Raw genomic sequence first — 18088 nt, forward strand, 5'->3', positions numbered from 1 at the left:
TCCCCCCTACGAATAAAACAAAAGTGCGCCAATCTACTTCAAAAAGCCACCCTTGTCAGTAACTTTGTTGGTTTTTTTAGCAGAAATTGTGCCACTTTGATTGAAAAGTGAGTGACCAACTATTCTGCATGATAAAAGCCCGATATTTATGTAAATATCAGGCTCCTTTAAAACTATATTGGATTATTTTTAAGCAATTACCAAGCTTTTTCCAAGATTGATTTTAAATCTTTGAATGTTGCTTCTTTTGGATTGTAAATAATAGAGCCATCGTTGAGGGCTTTATCTGCAACTTCATCAAGTTGTTCTTTTGAAATTTTACCTGTTTCACTAAGTGTACGTGGCAATTTAGTGAGTGCATATAAACGATCACGCATAGTATTGAGTGTTGCAATCACTTTATCGGCACGTTGGTTCGCAGGTGTTTGTGCGTAAATATCGGGACCAGCAAGTGGCAATAATAATTCTGCAATTTTATCGCCATTCACATCTTTATTGTATTCAAGTACGTAAGGTAAGAATAGATTCATGCATAAGCCATGGGGTAAATGGGCAACTGAACCTAAAGCGTGTCCAAGTGAATGTACAATACCGACCATTGAGTTTGAAAATGCAATACCTGCCATTGTAGATGCTTGTGCAAGTTCTAAACGACCATGTGCATCGGTTGGATTGTCTAAAACATTGAATAGGCTATTGCTGACTTTTTTCACAGCCGCCGTTGCATAAGCATCTGAAATTGGATTGGCTGCCATGCAGGTATAGGCTTCAACAGCATGCGTCATTGCATCCATCGCAGTCATTGCCGTTAAATGTGGTGGCAAGGTTTGTGTCATACGTGGATCTAAGATGGCTGCATTTGGCATTAAATAGTTCGATGCAAATGCCAATTTCACATGTTTCTGATTATCTGAAACGACAGCCACCATGGTGACTTCTGAGCCTGTGCCTGAAGTAGTTGGAATAACAAAGAATGGTTTAAGCGGATGAGGTAAGTTGTGTGCACCTGAATATTTCGTCAGGTCATCACCACCTTCAGTCACCAAAATATTGGTTGCTTTGGCCGTATCAATGACTGAACCACCACCCACAGCTATAATCGCATCGCAGTTATTTGTACGGTACGCTTGCGCCGCAGCACGAACGGTTTCTAAACTTGAGTCAGGTGGTACATCATCAAAGACAAAACCAACCTCAACATCGGTTGATTCAAATGCGGCTTCAAGTGGCACTAGTAGGTTATTTATACGCACACCTTTGTCTGTAATAATCATTGGGCGTTTTGCGCCAAGTGAAGATAATTCAAAAGGAATGTGTTCAAGTGCAGCATGGCCTGCAATCACTTTGACGGGGCAAAAAAATTCGTAATATGGTTTAGCCATGTGTTAAGCACTCCCTTTAATATATGACTGTGCAACTTTAAGATAAATATTTGCAGCACCTGACAGTTTTTCTTTTAACGATAATTCACGTGGATATTCTTTAACTGCTAACTCTGCAACCAATTTTGGCAAAATTAGTGCTTCCATTTTATTGAGGCAACGTACTAAACGAATGGCATAAGAGAGATCACCATCGGCAATCATACGGTCATTGGCAAATGCTTGAGAGGTACTTTCTTGGAATGAAAACACCAAAAACGCATGATGTAAATGTTTAAACGTGATGGTTAAATCAGGTTTTTCATCTAAGTTTTTAACCAATTCTAATTGGTGTTGTTCATTGACACGGGCAATAAATTTTGACCCGTTTGGATAAACTTTCATAGACAAGGTTAAGCCGATTGGAAATTTTGAAACTTCATGTTTAATTTCATCATCGACTTGGCTTGCCATCACCAAGCCTCTGCCAATCACGTCCATCATGAGTTTGACATAATTTTGTTCCAAAGCAGGCTTTACAGATTTGGTTGAAATCACTCGCGTATCCCTTCTGCAAATTGTATTTATGTTTTTAGAGTAATTACTCTATTTTATTTTTCTTGAAAAAGAAAGTCTTTTAATGAGAAATGACTTGGACGTCATTAAAGTAACCACTCTGCTGAAAATATTCAATGATATCTGCACATAACTCATTGAAGTCAGGGTGATTCTCAATTAAATCTTGTATTCTGACCATTTCAAGTCCTGCATAACCACAAGGGTTAATGGTATGAAAACCATGCAAATCACAATCGATATTTAATGCCAAACCGTGATAACTACGACCTTTACGAATTTTGAAACCAAGTGAACCAATTTTACGTTCATTGACATAAACGCCTGGTGCATCGGGTTTGGCATAGGCTTCAATGCTATATTTTTTCAGCAAATCAATCATCAATTGTTCAGCATAGCTGACAAGTGTGCGTACGTTCCATTTCAGACGGTTCAAATCAAACATGAAATATATGACCATTTGCCCTGGACCATGCCACGTGACTTGCCCACCACGATCGCTTTGTACCACAGGAATATCGCTTGGTATCAAAATATGTTCAGGCTTTCCTGCTTGCCCCTGTGTGAGTACCTCGTGATGTTGTAAGATCCATAATTGATCAGGAGATTTTTCATCACGCTGTTCAGTATAGCTTTTCATTTCCTGAAAGCGTTCGCTATAAGGGGTTAAGTCGTGATAATGACGAATAATTAACTGTGGTTTTATAACAACATCATTCACAGATCGACATCTCTAAAATGGAAGAATAGTTTTTATTATAAATAAATTTACGTCAAATAGGGGATTGGCAAGTACAGTGAAAAATATCTTTTATATGTTTATCAGATTTGTAACAGTTAGGCATTGCGCTGATCTGGTAAATTTGCCAATAAGTCTTTTTTCGATGCTATATGCATTACTTAAATATAGGAATGGGATTCAGTTGCTGTTTTAATTTTCTTAACTTTCAAATCTATTTATAAACGTAAAAAACACGCTATATAGCGTGTTTTTTATTTCTAAATTATAAAGCAGTTTTAATATGCTCACATGCTGCAAGATCTGCATAAAGTTGATGAACTTGCTCAAGCTCTATAAAGCGTAATTGTGCAGTAATAGAGTCATATTTACCTGTGCGTGATGCCTGAACTTTCAAAGTTTCAGCATCAAAATCAGGGAAGTGTTTAACCAAAATTTCGATGACTGAGACACGCAGTTGCTCGCCTGCATCACCAATGAGTTTAATCGGGTAGTCCATAGGAAAAACCCAAAGATCTTCACGAAGTTCACGAGATGGTGTACGGTCTAACATAGTCATGAGTGACAGCCTTTCTATTTAACATGAGCCCAAAGGCTGATGTTTATTATTTCATACCATATAAAATGGGGACTGAGTATTTAACTTCAAGCCCCCATCAGTATGCTGATGAGAAATATAATCCTATCAGCAAGATTAATAATTATTATAAAGCAGTTTTAATATGCTCACATGCTGCAAGGTCTGCATAAAGTTGATGAACTTGCTCAAGCTCTATAAAGCGTAATTGTGCAGTAATAGAGTCATATTTACCTGTGCGTGATGCCTGAACTTTCAAAGTTTCAGCATCAAAATCAGGGAAGTGTTTAACCAAAATTTCGATGACTGAGACACGAAGTTGCTCACCTGCATCACCAATGAGTTTAATTGGATAGTCCATAGGGAACACCCAAAGATGTTCTTGGAGTTCACGAGACGGTGCACGATTAGTCATATCAGTCATGGGAAACCTCTTTATTAAAAATACCTGCTAAGTGCAGGTATTTTGAGTTATTTGCTACATGCTTATAATATGGGGTATGACACCCCATATTCAAGCTTTCACTGTCCTAAGAATGATTTAGTCATTCTCAAGGAATGAACGTAAATGTTCTGAACGTGAAGGATGGCGTAATTTACGTAAGGCTTTCGCTTCGATCTGACGAATACGCTCACGTGTTACATCAAACTGCTTACCGACTTCTTCCAATGTGTGATCCGTTGGCATATCAATACCAAAACGCATTTTTAAGACTTTCGCTTCACGTTCAGTTAAGTTTTCTAAAACTTCACGTGTTGCTTCTTTTAAGCCTTCTGATGTTGCTGCATCAATTGGAGAGGTAATATTACCATCTTCAATGAAGTCACCCAGATGCGAATCTTCATCATCACCAATTGGCGTTTCCATCGAAATCGGTTCTTTGGCAATTTTTAATACTTTACGAACTTTCACTTCGTCCATTTCTAGACGTTCGCCTAATTCTTCAGGTGTTGGTTCACGACCCATTTCTTGAAGAAGTTGACGTGACACACGGTTGATTTTATTGATTGTTTCAATCATGTGTACCGGAATACGAATCGTACGTGCTTGATCGGCAATTGAACGTGTAATCGCCTGACGAATCCACCATGTCGCATAAGTCGAGAATTTATAACCACGACGGTATTCAAACTTATCTACAGCTTTCATTAAGCCGATGTTGCCTTCCTGAATTAAATCGAGGAATTGTAAGCCACGGTTGGTGTATTTTTTCGCAATCGAAATTACAAGACGTAAGTTAGCTTCAACCATTTCTTTTTTTGCACGGCGAGCTTTGGCTTCACCAATCGCCATACGTTTAGAAATGTCTTTGATATCTCGAACGTTTAAAGAAAGCTCTTTTTCAATATCGGCAATTTGCTGTTGGAATGCAGTGATATCTGGACGAACTTTTTCTAAATAACCACGCATTTCTGTTGGTGCTTTCGCAATTTGCTCATCTAACCATGCAAAATTTGATTCTTGACCTGGGAATGATGTACGGAATTGCGTACGATCCATACGACCACGACGTACAGCATAGCGCATTACTTCACGTTCAGAGGTACGAATTTGTTCATGTGTACCACGAATCATTTCTGAAATAATGTCAAAAAGACGTGGGGTGAATTTAAACATCATGAACACAGTTGCCAATGCTTCCATTGCAACTTTGCCTTCTTCGCTGTTACGACCGTGTTTTGCAATCGTTTCTTTTGACGTTTGCCAAACTGCCGTTAATTCATCAAAACGTGCTTTTGCAATTTCAGGATCAGGACCAGATTCACCTTCAGATTCGTCATCACTTTCAGACTCTTCTTCTTCTTCATCGTCATCTAGTTTTACATCTTTAGTTGGCTTTTTCGCAGCATCTTCTTCTTCATCGACTTCTTCAGACTCTTCTTCCAATACTTCTGGAATAACTTCATCTGATTCTGGATCTAAATAACCTGAAAGAATGTCGGCAAGACGGCGTTCACCCGCTTCATATTCTTTATATTCATTTAAAACGACTTCAACCGCATTTGGCCAATATGAAATTGAATGAAGAACGTCACGAATTCCTTCTTCAATGCGTTTTGCAATACTAATTTCGCCTTCACGGGTTAACAGTTCAACTGTACCCATTTCACGCATATACATACGGACAGGGTCAGTAGTACGACCTGGTTCACTTTCTACTGAAGCCAATACTGCAGCAGCTTCTTCTTCAGCAACTTCATCGGTTGCTTCGCTGCCACCTTCAAACATTGTATCGTCAGTTTCAGGCGCACGTTCATGAACCGGAATACCCACGTCTTGAATCATCTGAATGATGTCTTCAATCTGTTCGCTTTCAGTGATTGAGTCCGGCAGATGATCGTTAACCTCAGCGTAGGTTAAGTAACCTTGTTCTTTGCCTCGGCTAATCAGCGCCGCTACTTGTGAAGTAGGGGATTGCATATCGCTCATCTTTGCTCTCTTCTCGTTGAATTTATGGCGGTAAACGTACATTTGTTGTACGCATGACGAATCAAATGTGAATAAACCACCATTTCATCAAAAAGTACGCAACTTGTTTTGATAAAATTAGGTTATTCAAATTCTGTAATAAATAATGGGGAGTGATGTTGTTATTTTCAAGATCAGCCCATGCGTGTTTTTTAATCTGTAGCGTGAGAATTCACAACAAAACAGAAAAACGCAGGGTGGATTATATCATTGCATAAAATAAGGCTTTTTAAAAGCCTAAAAAATCAATTTAAATGTAAAAAAACAAATAAAACTTGACAAGTTTTCAGAACAAAGATAAATAGCGCCTAGACCCATTCAAATTTTTTCCTTATGAGGTAGTTTTAGTGTCTTCTACAGATTTTGAACTAGATGATAACTACGGTGGAGATGATGATGCTGGCTTTGAAGAAACATCAAGTAAAATCACAGCGAAAGAATCTCTTGAAAAGCGTCGTTTAATAGACGATTTGCTTACACAACGCCGTTTAGATCGTGAACTGAAAGATTATGACTATGATCTAGATGATGATGACGATTTCGATGACGAAGATTAAAAATACATTGGGCATAGTGTCGGAAAATGCTATGCTTAAACTCGATACAAATTTATTGGAAACAAAATGAGTGCTTTAGATTTAGACCTACTACGCGACTATTTAGATGGCGACCAAAATGAGTTTGGTCTAGATTTCGCAGCGACACATGGTTTTTTAAGTGCTACTGCTGTTGGTCCTCATTTTGAAAAATGGCTTGATGAGCTATTTGACAATAATCAAAAGAAAGTTCCAGCAGAAATCATTGCACAAGTGAAAGCATGGTTAGAAGCACTTCGTCAAAATTTAGCCAATGAAGAAGGCATCGCATTTCCTTTTGAAATTGAAGAAGCTGATGTTGAATCAAGCCTTGGTGATTGGAGCGTTGGTTTTGTTGATGCCATGTTCTTAAATGAAGATGCTTGGTTTTCACCAGAACATGAAGAACAAGTGGTTGATTTAACTTTACCAATGATGGTTTTCAGTGGTGTGGATGATGAAGATCCACAAATGGAATCTTTCCGCCGTAATGGTCAGTTGATGGATGAAATTGCTGAAGAAATTCCAGAAAACCTCAATGAAATTTATTTAATGTTCCATACGCCTGCATAATTTTATGATTGATAAAATTTTCACGTCTATATGAATATTGTGTAATAAAAAACACCTCATTTGAGGTGTTTTTTATTAAGTCCATCTAAGCATTTTCGGGCGAACCATCCATAACTAAAATAAAATACTGCAAATTCAATTAATGTAATAAATGCAATCGCAATCAACCAAATCCACATTGGAACTTGTTTGGCAATATCAATAAAAACCTTCGTTGTTCCTGTCTCAATATTCATTAATAAGAAGAAAACAGCAAAGACGATAAAAGTACAAGCAATAGAGCCCCAAATGAGTTGTATTCTTTCATCGTCACAAGGGAGGCGTTTTTCACGATTGACAAAATGCCATGCAGTGAAAAAACCACTAAGAATGAGTGTAGATACAATACTAGAGCTTCCTGAACTAAGCGCAGCGGTAAGTAAACCGATGAGAAAAGTGGAAACAATATAAATTCCAGTAAAGACAAGTAAATAATATTTCATTGCATCATTTCCCCAAATATATGCGAATTATTTATTTCAATATAAAACATCATTTTATTAAGATTGGAATCCTTTCTATGTAAAAAATGTGAATTTTATTGCTCAGTATTTATTTTTCTTTTGCCATTTTTTGTGGAAAAACCAAAGTGCGATGATAAGCAAAATGATAATAATCACATGACCGACTCGACTAAAAATAAGATGCATCAACTCAGGATTATTACCAAAGTAAAAACCAACACATGCTAAAAAAGTCGTCCAAATAATGGTACCCAATGCGCTATACAACATAAATTTCCAAAAGGGCATACGGCTCATGCCTGCTGGAATACTGATGAGTGAACGTACAGCTGGAATCATTCGTCCAAAAAAAACAATCCGATGTCCATATTTTTCAAACCAATCGAGTGCAGTTTGTACATCTTGGCGTTTGATAAATAAATATTTACCATATCGATCAACCCAATGAAAGAGTCGATCATGTGGGATTATGCGTCCAATACCATATAAAACCGCTGCTGCAATAAGGGAACCTAGACAACCAGCAATAATGACACCACTGAGTAATAACTTTCCCTGTGATGCTGTAAATCCCGCAGAGGGCATAATAATTTCAGATGGAATGGGAGGGAAAACATTATCGAGAAACATCAGTAGGGCAATACCGAAATAGCCCAATTGTTCCATAATGGCAATTATCCATTGAGTCATGTAATTTATTTCTCAAATATTTAAACTATCGTAGTTTTGAATTACAGATACTTACAGTATGATTTTGTATCTTTTAGATAAATAAGAAAATAGTTAAAATATTGCACAAACTCAATATGTTTTAAACTTTATATAAGGTCGAATAAATGGAGCAAAATAGTTGAGAAATAAAGCCCTAAACCAAACATGAAATGTGTACTTATACTTTTTAACCGTGCAGACCTTGGAAAAGGGGTTTGGCTTGCTGCTATTCCGAAACCTAAACAGGGTTGCATTAAAAAGAATGGGAATATGACTGTGGAAGTCCCAAAAAGTAATGCTGGAAATAGTTCAGGTGATATCAACCAATTTGTGCTGACAATCATGATAAATAGCGCACTAAACATTATCCCAATAACATAATGACTGAACCAGCCGATATATTTTTCAAAACGAACATTCGGACTTTGCATGATTTTATGATGTACAAATTGTCCATGTGAAATACCGACTAGCCAACGTCCAATAAATTGATAGTTTAATGAGGGTATATTGAAATAGCGTTGTAAGATAAAAGCATAGAAATCGATAAAAATGGTTGCACTCATTCCGATAAAAAGTACATGAAGAAGATACTCTTTCATAATTTAATCAACCTGGATTATAGTGTGAGTGAGTTTAATAGTTGAAGTTAACTTCAAGTCAATATGAAAGAACTAAGTATTTCTCAAGTTGTACGGCAGACGAAAATTCCGAGTTCAACAATTCGTTATTATGAAAGAATTGGGTTAATACATTCGATTGGTCGAAACGGGTTACAACGAATTTTTAATGAGCAAGTGATTGATCAATTGTTGTTAATTTCACTTGGGAAACAGGCAGGTTTTTGTTTAACTGATATTCAAATAATGTTGCAAAATAAGCTTATGCCTATCGATAAAGATAGACTTGAGCAACGTGCATGTGAGATTGATCAGCATATTGAACATTTAGAAACACTCAGGCAGGGATTACGTCATGTTGTAAATTGTTCGTTTGAAAATCCATTAAATTGTGCAAAGTTTCAAAAAATATTACATCATTCTAAGCCAGTATCCGTGGTAAAAAAGCAGAATAAAAAAGCCAAACTTTAAGTTTGGCTTTATATTGATTAATGAAATAAAATTATAAACGTTTACGTTTTGCCGCTAAAATTTGTGATTGGCGCATACGGAAACCGTCTTTTTGTTTTTCAGTTGTTTTATCGATGCAGTATTTGCAAGATACGCCATGCTCATAGCTTAGTTGATCAACTTCTTCTGGGAGTAAAGGCCATCCACATGCGTGACATTTAATATTTGCGCCTTCTTCCATACCGTGCGTGACTGCAGTACGACCATCAAAAACGAAGCATTCACCTTCCCACATACTCTCATCAGCAGGAGTTTCTTCTAAATACTTCAAAATTCCGCCTTTGAGGTGGTAAACCTCATTGAAGCCTTCTTGAAGAAGTAGTGATGTAGATTTTTCACAGCGAATACCACCTGTACAGAACATCGCAATTTTTTTATCTTTATGCTGTTCAAGTTGGTTCTTTACATAATCAGGAAATTCACGGAAAGTTTCAGTTTGAGGATCGATCGCACCTTTGAATGTTCCTGCTTTAAACTCATAATCGTTACGTGTATCGACTAGAATCACGTCATCACGTGCAATCAGATCATTCCACTCTTTTGGATCAAGATAATGTCCAACAAGATCGCGTGGTTTAACTTCAACGCCTAAAGTTACAATTTCTGACTTCAATTTAATTTTCATTTTACGGAAAGGTTTTTCAACACTTTCAGATTCTTTATATTCCATTGCAACGAAGCCTTCATCAAGTAAAAACTGATGAATCTCATCGATTGCTTTACGGTCGCCTGCAACCGTGCCGTTAATTCCTTCTCCTGCTACAATAAGAGTACCGCATAGGTTGATGGTTTTTACCAAGTCTAAAAGACGTTGTTGAAGATCTGCAGGATCTTGAACTTCTTTGAATTGATAAAGTGCTGCAACAACCCAACCAGAGGTCGCTTGCTGTTCTACAGGTGCAAGCTGTTCTACAGTAGCGTTCATGGATACTCCAAATGTATTAAGATAAGTTAAAATTTCAGGCGCATATTTTAGCGCGTATTTTTGAAATAAGCGAGAATTCCATAACTTAAATATGGTTTTATTGAGGATGTTACTTTGAGTCAAGATAGAAGGATTCCTTCTTTAACCCCTTGTGCAGGACGTTGTTCAACTGTATTTGGTGATGCTGTTTGTCGGGGTTGCCGACGTTTTAACCATGAAGTGATTCAGTGGAATACTTACAACGAAGCACAGCGCTTAGCGGTGTGGAAGCGTTTAGATGCACAGCTTGATCAGATTTTAGTGCCGATGTTACCACATGCAAATGTACAGCATATTGAAGGCTTTATCCGTAGTAAGCGCATTCGTGTACTTGATAATGCAAGTCGTGGACGGAAGTTTTATCATGCTTTGAAACTTTGTGAAAAAAATAAAAATCTTGCTCATGATAGCGGTTTGGGGATTCATAGTGATCAAGTTAAACCACTTTGGACAGAGTTTGAGCGCCGTGTACTCGCATTAGCGACAGCAAGTTATGATTTTGCATGGTTACGTGCAGATGGAATTAGTCAAAACTTGTTGCAAATAATTGATGATGAATGATATGGATGTTTTGAGTTAATGAATATTTCAGAATATGCACTGTACTGTCTTGCTGTTGTGGTGATGATTGCAACACCTGGCCCTGTGATGTTATTGGTGGCAAGTGCAGGTTTAAAGAGTGGTTTTTCTAAAGCTTTACAGACAATTTTTGGGACTAACTTTGCCTCTTTAGTTTTGATTGGTCTTTCAATTCTGATTTTGAAAGGTTTTTTACAGATTGGGGAGCAATGGTTCGCCTTAGTAAAAGCTTTAGGATGCTTGTATATTTTGTATTTAGGTATACAAATTATTCGTGAGGTGATGCTTGAGCAACCAGTAGCACTCAATACAAACTCATCGCTCACTGGTGGGTTTAAACAAGGTTTCTTAGTGGGAATATCAAACCCGAAAGATATTATTTTCTTTGCTGCATTTTTCCCACAATTTGTAGGTATTACATCAAATTTAAATTTAAGTTTGAGTATTTTAACCTTAAGTTGGATCATCCTTGATTTCTTAACACTTTCATTGGTATATCTATCATTTAAGCGTTTATCAGGTTCAAAGATTTATTCTAAAATCTTAGGATGTTGTGGTTTGATTTTAGTTTTAATTGCAATATATGGAATATCTACAGTTTTTTCGGTATTTTTGAATTAAGATAAGTTTATAATTTAACGTAGAATGATTTGAAATTCGAGTGTTGAGAAATAGAATATCTACCCCGTATTTTTTAAACTGCAACAATAACAAACAGAACAGATTGGATATTAAAAAGTCCAATATAAAATAAAGGTGTGTAATGAGCATTGATCCTAAAGAAATAGAAACGGTTTTACTTTTAACAGCCGAAGATCGTTACGAATTTTTCCTCGACCAAGTATCTGAAAATGGCATCCTGTGGGCGCTTTGTCATGAAACACAAGGTTGGCCAACATTTCAAGATGATGAGCAGGGATATACTTTATTTCCTCTATGGTCAGATGAAGTTTTTGCACAACAATGTGCGGTAGGTGAATGGGAGGGTTTTGCACCAAAGTCATTTACTATTCAACAGTTTATAGATGAGTTAGCAGCACAATTAGAATCGGGGAATTTGATGGTTTCTATTTTCAAAAAGCCAGATGATTCAGGATTTATTATTCCGCCACATCCATTGCTCACGATTTTTCAATCTTTTGTAGTTCTCAACAAATCTTAAGTCGATTTAATTTTTATCACTTAAATATGATTGATACAAAAAGCCACTGAATGATTCGGTGGCTTTTTGCTGGTCTCTGTATAAATCATACAGAGACTATTTTGAGTTATTGTAGTATTTAAACATTGTGCTGTACGCGATACTGCACAAGTTCCTCAATGGTGATGAGGGTTAAAGCATGTGTTTGGGCATAAGACAACACTTGAATACCTGAAGCCATGCTGCCATCAGGGTTGGTCACTTCACATAACACACCTGCGGGCTTTAAGCCTGCTAAGCGTGCAAGGTCAATTGAACCTTCTGTATGCCCACGACGAGTAAGCACACCACCATCACGCCCACGTAAAGGAAAAACATGCCCAGGACGGTTGAGATCACTTGCAATCGCACCATCTTTAATTGCGGCACGAATGGTTGTTGTACGGTCTTTGGCAGACACACCTGTCGTTACACCTTGGGCAGCTTCAATAGTAATGGTAAATGCGGTTTTGAATTGACTTGAGTTGTCTTCAACCATGGGTGGAAGTTCAAGATGATTTGCCAATTCGTCAGTCAAAGTTAAACAAACAATACCTGATCCATCACGAATCATACGTGCCATGGTTTCGACATTCATTGTTTCAGCTGCAACAATGAGGTCAGCTTCATTTTCACGGTCAAAATCATCCATGACCAAGACAGGTTTGCCTTGGCGCATGTCTTCTAAAGCTTGTCGAATACGTTGCTCAGCAGGAGGTAGTGCTGAAAAGAAAATTTCGGGTTGAATTAAACTAGACATTGAAACGCTCTCGTAAAAAATAGATACGGTTGAACATTTCAGGACATGAGAAATAGTGGCGTTACGAAACAGCATTATACTGCAAGTATAATGTGTTGAATGTGACGTCGTCTTCTTTCATCCGGACTATACCGTCGGCTCTGGAGTTTAACCAGATCTGCAATAACTTCAATATTGAGGTTATTGCTCGTGGGCTTGTTATTACAAAAAAACTGTCAGATAACTTACCACCGGTGGGGAATTACACCCCGCCCTGAAGCGATGTACAATCATTATAGACCGTTTTATAGTCTATATATGTTTTTAATTTAGAATGATCAGTAATATAGATAGAACAAACTGTGCTAAAGCGCAGTTTATAAAAATATTGAATAATAAAGACGAGGTATCGGTATTGATCAGGACTCAGCAGAGTGTATTTTCATGGCAAAATCATAAATTTGTACAGCATTTACAGATCTTTGGTTTTATTTTAATCGCGGTCAGTGTTTTATATCTTGTGGCTGCAAATTGGTTTATGTTGCCTCAATTTGTGCAGTTAGCGGTTCCACAAATTCTATTGCTATTAAGTGCGATGACTAGTGTTTTTCTGGTAAAAAATGATTCTTTAATCCAGTGTTTACATGCTATTTGTGGCTTGATGATCGGGCTGAGTATGGCAGTCATTGGACAGATTTATCAAACAGGTGCAGATAGTTATTTGCTGTTTTTAAGCTGGTCTGTGCTGCTATTGCCTTGGTTGTATCGTTCCAATATCGGCATCTTTTTCTTGTTGTGCATTGTGAGTCAGATCGCTTTATTCTTATTCTTTATTCAAACCTTTTGGGGTGATGAATCTCCTCAAATTTTTTTACTGTCTATCCATTTTTTAGCTCTGTTACAGTTTTTATTCTGTCTTAAATATTACCCAAAAATAAGATATTTATTCATCGTTGGGTTCGCCATGCTTTCGGTGTGGTCTATGGTGATGTACTTATATGTGGATAAAGAATTAATCTATTTTATTTGTTCATTTGCTTTATTGAGCATCGCATTTATTTATTTTTATAAAAAAAATGATCAATTATGTAGTGTACTGGCTGCTGTCGCTTTAGGTGTTACATTCACTTTAATGATTGTGGAATGGCTTGGTGATTTATTTAGACAATCAGAAGTGATGGGATTGTTGATTATTGCTATGATTATTTTCGCATGGTTTGCACTGATTACTTTTTTACTGATTAAATTTATTCCACACAGCCGTTTCAATAACATTCCTTTGGCTGTTGGCGCATGGATTTCTGGGGTTGTACTGGCTTCATTGATGTTGACATTTTGGGGGAGTTTTTCCTTAATTATGGGCATTGTTTTTGTGGCGTTTGCAGCCTATATGCTTAAAGCAAAGCAAAATTTATTTTTAAGACAGCTTGCTTACTGTTTATTTATCGCAGGGCAGGTCGCTATCCTATTTCATACTTATGATTTAACTGAGAAAGTCTATCCGCTGTTATTGATTCAAATCATTGGATTAATCATTTCATATTGGGTCAGAACCCACTGGTTTTTTATTGTCATTCAGTTATCTGCGCTCTATGCTGTAGGTGTTGCCATGATCTGGCAGGATAATTCAGCCCATTTCTGGATGGGACAGATTGAAAATTTTGCTTATTTGATTCTGCTTAATTATGTTTTCTATATGAGTCTGTTGTGGATTCAAAAGATTCAACCGCAACAATATCAAAGAAGTTTGATGCTTACTAATCTAGCTATCACTATTTTTGCCGCCGTTTTTTATGCTGTTTTAGGTAAAAGTGAATTCGCTGATATTCAGCTTATTTCTATACTAACATTTGGTCTTCCTATTTTGTGGTATGTGTTCTTTTTATTTTTACATATTCGAAATCAGTTCAATCTTTTAGCGCAATGCATTCTAGCGGTCTTTGGCGCAGTCCTGATTTATTATGGCTATTTTGAAATATTTATTGTTCTGGCTGTACTGTCTTGGGCTTTAATGAAAAATGATAAATTCATCTCTGCTTGCGCATTATTGACCTTAACAGCTATTTTATGGTGCTTATATTATTCACTGGAAGTAACCTTTTTGGTGAAAAGTTTGAGTATTTTTATTTCAGGTATCATGCTGTTATTGCTCAGCTTGTGTTTAATGACTTTTAAAAATCAGGCGGGGATTGAAAAATGAAAAGAATCATTCCTTTAGTCATCGCCATTTTGAGTGTTGCATTTTTTGTGGGACTGATTCTGAAAAATGAGCAGCATTTAAAACAAAGTGACAGTATTTATATACGACTTGCACCTGTAGATCCACGTTCTTTGATTCAAGGAGATTATATGGCGCTTAATTATGATTTGGGCTTCTGGGGGCTTCCTGAGCAAAATAATCAGGCAGATATACCGTTGAATGATACCGTGATTAAAAATAAGTCTTCGGTTGTAGCTTATGTTGCATTGGATGCACAGCGCCGTGTGGTGAAAACCAGTTTTGATCCACGATTATTGGAAATGTATCCATCAACTAGCCATCGTATTGTGCTTAAAAATCCAGATAACCGTCTAGATAGGCTCTATCCTGCATCGAACAGTTTTTTGTTTGCTGAAGGTTTAGCTAAATGCTATGAGGCAGCTCAATATGCTGAGTTTAAAGTGGATCAGCAGGGTAATGCTATTCTTGCATCTTTACGTGGTAGGGACTTAAATACTTTAGGTTGTGAGAATCATAAGAAGTGGTGGAGTGGCGAAAAGGCTAGGTCTTAATTGTAAAAAAACCCGCATTAAGCAGGTTTTTTAAATCTTGGGTACTGAATTAAGCCACTTGAACAGGAATACAGTTCGCTGTGTGATTTACAGTATTATCTGGATTAGCATAAACAAGACGTGGTTTATGCGCATCAGCTTCTGCATTGGTAAAATCACCAAAAGTTGCAATGATCATTAGATCACCTACGTCAGCTTGCAATGCAGCGCCACCGTTTACAGAAATAATGCCTGAACCTTCTTCACCACGAATGGCATAAGTTGTAAAACGCTTACCATTGGTTACGTTCCACATGTGAATTTCTTCGTATTCACGAATACCAGCTAAATCAAGCAAAATGCCATCAATTGCACAAGAACCTTCATAATGCAATTCAGCTTGTGTCACAACACAACGGTGGATTTTTGCTTTTAATAAACGAGATAGCATGATTTGCGTCTCCAGATAAGCCCTTACGATTGTTATTTTGTCGTTAATTAACAATTTTTAACAGGCGGGTGCATTTGAAAGCGCATTTTGCTCTTAAAAAAGTTACTCTGCAAGAAAAATTGTTTAACAACATGATTAAATAGAATCAATTATGGTTTGTATGCATTGATTTTATTCATTGCTTGTTGAATCTCACCATTAACCAGAAGTTTAGTACAACCCAATGTATGATGAATCGCATCATCCATAAGTTTTTGTTCTGATGATGGTGCACGTCCAAGCACATGCCCAGATACTTTCTCTTTAGAACCAGGATGACCGATTCCAATACGCAAACGATGAAAATTAGAACCAATATGAGGAACGATGTCACGCAGACCGTTATGACCGCCATGACCACCACCTGTTTTAAGGCGAATGATTCCTGGATTCATATCGAGTTCATCATGTGCGATGAGAATTTCTTCAGGCTTGATTTGATAGAATTTTGCGAAGGGGACAACACTTTGACCAACAAGGTTCATAAATGTTGTAGGTAACAGTAGACGAACGTCTTGACCTTCGATATTACCACGACCACTGATTCCTTTATATTTTGAATCAGTTTTTAGGTTGATGCCATATTGTTCTGCAAGGCGTTCTACGAACCAGAAGCCTGCATTATGGCGAGTCTGGGCATATTCCGAACCCGGATTACCCAGACCAACAATTAGTGAAATTTTACTCACTCATTTACACCATTGAACACTTATGCGCGTTTAAAGTCAGCGTGCATAGGTGTGTTTTTAGCAGGGTGACGTTGTAAAGCTTGGATTTTAACGCTTTCAACTTTACCATCGATGTTGATTTCGATTACTTCTTCAAAAAATTCTTTGCTTTCAAGTGCTTTAACAAGTTGACGAAGTGTTAGAGTCACAGCTACAGGTTCAGCAGCACCACCATAGATGATTGCTGGAACTTGTTCTTGAAGACGAAGGCGGCGGCTCGAACCTTTCCCTTGAACTGCTTCTTCACGTGCTACTGCATTTAATACGAAGTTTGCCATGATAGACATCCTAATTTAAGTTAATTGACTGAACTCTCGACCAGTCCAGTGATAGAAAGCCCTATCTTCAAGATAGGGCTTCGAAAATTTCGCGCTAATTATAGATAAGAATCGAACATTGCGCTAATAGATTCTTCGTTGTTAATACGACGAATTGTTTCAGCAACCATGCTGGCAACTGAAACTTGGCGAATCTTACCAAGTTTAAGAGCTTCTTCTGAAAGAGGAATGGTGTCTGTTACAACCAATTCATCAATCACAGAATTTTTCAGATTTTCAAGGGCTTTGCCTGAAAGTACTGGGTGAGTTGCATAGGCAACTACTTTACGAGCACCGAAAGTTTTCAATGCATCAGCAGCTTTACACAACGTACCTGCGGTATCGACCATATCATCGACAATCACACAATCACGGTCACGTACATCACCAATCAAATGCATCACTTGTGATTCATTTGCTTTTTGACGGCGTTTATCGATGATTGCAAGATCGATGTCACCCATTTGTTTTGCAACAGCACGTGCACGAACAACACCGCCAACGTCAGGTGAAACCACCATCAAGTTGTGATGTTGTTGTTGACGTAAGTCAGCAAGCAAAGCAGGTGTACCGTAGATGTTATCTACAGGAATATCGAAGAAACCTTGGATTTGGTCAGCGTGCAAGTCGATCATCACAACACGGTCAATTCCCACCGTTGTTAGCATATCTGCAACAACTTTAGCGGTAATAGGTACACGAGTTGAACGAGGACGGCGGTCTTGACGCGCATAACCGAAGTAAGGAATCACAGCAGTAATACGACCAGCACTTGCACGACGCAATGCATCAGCCATTACCAAAACTTCCATTAGGTTGTCATTGGTAGGGGCACAAGTTGGCTGAACGATGAATACGTCTTTACCACGCACATTTTCAGTAATTTCGACAGTGATTTCACCATCAGAAAATTTACCTACAGCAGCAGCTCCCAAAGGGATGTGCAAGTGGCTAACGACTTTTTGGGCGAATTGTGGATGCGCAGACCCACTAAAAACGACAAGATTGGGCATGAAGCACCCTTGGCGGTTGGCAGATTTTAAAAATAGATGGCAGGGGCGGCTGGATTCGAACCAACGGATGCCGAGATCAAAACCCGGTGCCTTACCACTTGGCGACGCCCCT

23 protein-coding genes, 1 tRNA gene and 1 riboswitch are annotated in these 18088 nt (G+C 37.7%); of the genes, 8 read left to right on the forward strand and 16 right to left on the reverse strand.

Annotation, left to right across the window (positions count from 1 at the left end):
- Positions 1-197: 197 nt before the first annotated feature.
- The 6 genes from ACK1JC_RS13550 to rpoD form a co-directional block, all read right to left on the reverse strand.
- Positions 198-1382, reverse strand: coding sequence for an iron-containing alcohol dehydrogenase (locus tag ACK1JC_RS13550; RefSeq protein ID WP_409512401.1), 1185 nt, complete (start codon positions 1380-1382; stop codon positions 198-200).
- 3 nt (positions 1383-1385) lie between these two features.
- Complete coding sequence (locus ACK1JC_RS13555; protein WP_409512402.1) at positions 1386-1919, reverse strand: hypothetical protein; 534 nt, start codon at positions 1917-1919, stop codon at positions 1386-1388.
- A gap of 79 nt (positions 1920-1998) precedes the next feature.
- The gene (lipB, locus tag ACK1JC_RS13560) at positions 1999-2658 is read right to left on the reverse strand and encodes a lipoyl(octanoyl) transferase LipB (protein ID WP_409512403.1); all 660 of its coding nucleotides are present in this window, start codon (positions 2656-2658) and stop codon (positions 1999-2001) included.
- Between the two features lie 283 nt (positions 2659-2941).
- On the reverse strand, positions 2942-3229 hold the full coding sequence (locus ACK1JC_RS13565; protein WP_409512421.1) for a YbeD family protein: 288 nt from the start codon (positions 3227-3229) through the stop codon (positions 2942-2944).
- Between the two features lie 151 nt (positions 3230-3380).
- Positions 3381-3668, reverse strand: a complete 288-nt coding sequence (locus tag ACK1JC_RS13570; RefSeq protein WP_409512422.1) for a YbeD family protein — start codon at positions 3666-3668, stop codon at positions 3381-3383.
- A 126-nt stretch (positions 3669-3794) separates the two neighbouring features.
- A complete protein-coding gene (rpoD, locus tag ACK1JC_RS13575; protein WP_409512404.1) occupies positions 3795-5726 on the reverse strand; it encodes an RNA polymerase sigma factor RpoD in 1932 nt (643 codons plus the stop codon).
- A 344-nt stretch (positions 5727-6070) separates the two neighbouring features.
- Here rpoD and ACK1JC_RS13580 point away from each other — a divergent pair, with 344 nt between their 5' ends.
- Positions 6071-6280: a PA3496 family putative envelope integrity protein gene (locus tag ACK1JC_RS13580; protein WP_409512405.1), complete on the forward strand. Its 210-nt coding sequence runs from the start codon at positions 6071-6073 to the stop codon at positions 6278-6280.
- A 66-nt stretch (positions 6281-6346) separates the two neighbouring features.
- Complete coding sequence (locus ACK1JC_RS13585; RefSeq protein ID WP_409512406.1) at positions 6347-6871, forward strand: YecA family protein; 525 nt, start codon at positions 6347-6349, stop codon at positions 6869-6871.
- A 56-nt stretch (positions 6872-6927) separates the two neighbouring features.
- Here ACK1JC_RS13585 and ACK1JC_RS13590 read toward each other — a convergent pair whose 3' ends face one another.
- From ACK1JC_RS13590 to ACK1JC_RS13600, 3 genes are all read right to left on the reverse strand, one after another.
- Positions 6928-7353, reverse strand: a complete 426-nt coding sequence (locus ACK1JC_RS13590; RefSeq protein WP_409512407.1) for an ABZJ_00895 family protein — start codon at positions 7351-7353, stop codon at positions 6928-6930.
- A 102-nt stretch (positions 7354-7455) separates the two neighbouring features.
- A complete protein-coding gene (locus ACK1JC_RS13595; protein WP_409512408.1) occupies positions 7456-8064 on the reverse strand; it encodes a DedA family protein in 609 nt (202 codons plus the stop codon).
- 128 nt (positions 8065-8192) lie between these two features.
- Positions 8193-8687: a DUF2938 domain-containing protein gene (locus ACK1JC_RS13600; protein ID WP_409512409.1), complete on the reverse strand. Its 495-nt coding sequence runs from the start codon at positions 8685-8687 to the stop codon at positions 8193-8195.
- 63 nt (positions 8688-8750) lie between these two features.
- Between ACK1JC_RS13600 and ACK1JC_RS13605 the strand changes: the two genes are divergently transcribed.
- Positions 8751-9176 (forward strand): helix-turn-helix domain-containing protein, encoded by a 426-nt coding sequence (locus ACK1JC_RS13605; protein WP_409512410.1) that lies wholly within the window; start codon positions 8751-8753, stop codon positions 9174-9176.
- Positions 9177-9207: 31 nt separating this feature from the next.
- Here the strand turns inward: ACK1JC_RS13605 and ACK1JC_RS13610 are convergent, their stop codons facing one another.
- Entirely contained in the window at positions 9208-10140 is a 933-nt protein-coding gene (locus tag ACK1JC_RS13610) for a rhodanese-related sulfurtransferase (protein ID WP_409512411.1), read from the reverse strand.
- Between the two features lie 114 nt (positions 10141-10254).
- Here ACK1JC_RS13610 and ACK1JC_RS13615 point away from each other — a divergent pair, with 114 nt between their 5' ends.
- From ACK1JC_RS13615 to ACK1JC_RS13625, 3 genes are all read left to right on the forward strand, one after another.
- Complete coding sequence (locus tag ACK1JC_RS13615) at positions 10255-10740, forward strand: DUF1289 domain-containing protein (protein ID WP_409512412.1); 486 nt, start codon at positions 10255-10257, stop codon at positions 10738-10740.
- 18 nt (positions 10741-10758) lie between these two features.
- On the forward strand, positions 10759-11379 hold the full coding sequence (locus tag ACK1JC_RS13620) for a LysE family translocator (RefSeq protein WP_409512413.1): 621 nt from the start codon (positions 10759-10761) through the stop codon (positions 11377-11379).
- A gap of 142 nt (positions 11380-11521) precedes the next feature.
- Positions 11522-11920, forward strand: a complete 399-nt coding sequence (locus tag ACK1JC_RS13625) for a DUF2750 domain-containing protein (RefSeq protein WP_409512414.1) — start codon at positions 11522-11524, stop codon at positions 11918-11920.
- A gap of 118 nt (positions 11921-12038) precedes the next feature.
- On the opposite strand, the gene ribB is transcribed toward ACK1JC_RS13625, so the two are convergent.
- A complete protein-coding gene (ribB, locus tag ACK1JC_RS13630) occupies positions 12039-12698 on the reverse strand; it encodes a 3,4-dihydroxy-2-butanone-4-phosphate synthase (protein WP_409512415.1) in 660 nt (219 codons plus the stop codon).
- 105 nt (positions 12699-12803) lie between these two features.
- Positions 12804-12962: riboswitch (FMN riboswitch) on the reverse strand.
- Positions 12963-13092: 130 nt separating this feature from the next.
- Here ribB and ACK1JC_RS13635 point away from each other — a divergent pair.
- Together ACK1JC_RS13635 and ACK1JC_RS13640 are read left to right on the forward strand one after the other, a co-directional pair.
- The gene (locus ACK1JC_RS13635; protein WP_409512416.1) at positions 13093-14877 is read left to right on the forward strand and encodes a DUF2157 domain-containing protein; all 1785 of its coding nucleotides are present in this window, start codon (positions 13093-13095) and stop codon (positions 14875-14877) included.
- A complete protein-coding gene (locus tag ACK1JC_RS13640) occupies positions 14874-15449 on the forward strand; it encodes a GDYXXLXY domain-containing protein (RefSeq protein WP_409512417.1) in 576 nt (191 codons plus the stop codon). Before ACK1JC_RS13635 ends, ACK1JC_RS13640 begins: the two co-directional genes overlap by 4 nt.
- Before the next feature lie 49 nt (positions 15450-15498).
- On the opposite strand, the gene panD is transcribed toward ACK1JC_RS13640, so the two are convergent.
- The 5 genes from panD to ACK1JC_RS13665 all read right to left on the reverse strand — a co-directional run bounded on the left by panD (position 15499) and on the right by ACK1JC_RS13665 (position 18088).
- Entirely contained in the window at positions 15499-15879 is a 381-nt protein-coding gene (gene panD / locus ACK1JC_RS13645) for an aspartate 1-decarboxylase (protein WP_004722504.1), read from the reverse strand.
- Between the two features lie 149 nt (positions 15880-16028).
- Positions 16029-16607 (reverse strand): aminoacyl-tRNA hydrolase, encoded by a 579-nt coding sequence (gene pth / locus ACK1JC_RS13650; protein ID WP_409512418.1) that lies wholly within the window; start codon positions 16605-16607, stop codon positions 16029-16031.
- A 20-nt stretch (positions 16608-16627) separates the two neighbouring features.
- Positions 16628-16924 (reverse strand): 50S ribosomal protein L25, encoded by a 297-nt coding sequence (rplY, locus tag ACK1JC_RS13655; protein ID WP_409512419.1) that lies wholly within the window; start codon positions 16922-16924, stop codon positions 16628-16630.
- A gap of 98 nt (positions 16925-17022) precedes the next feature.
- Positions 17023-17976: a ribose-phosphate pyrophosphokinase gene (locus ACK1JC_RS13660; RefSeq protein WP_409512423.1), complete on the reverse strand. Its 954-nt coding sequence runs from the start codon at positions 17974-17976 to the stop codon at positions 17023-17025.
- A gap of 37 nt (positions 17977-18013) precedes the next feature.
- Positions 18014-18088, reverse strand: a tRNA-Gln gene (locus ACK1JC_RS13665).

Origin of the sequence: Acinetobacter sp. TY2 (genome assembly GCF_046269225.1) — a bacterium.
Classification (GTDB): Bacteria; Pseudomonadota; Gammaproteobacteria; order Pseudomonadales; family Moraxellaceae; genus Acinetobacter.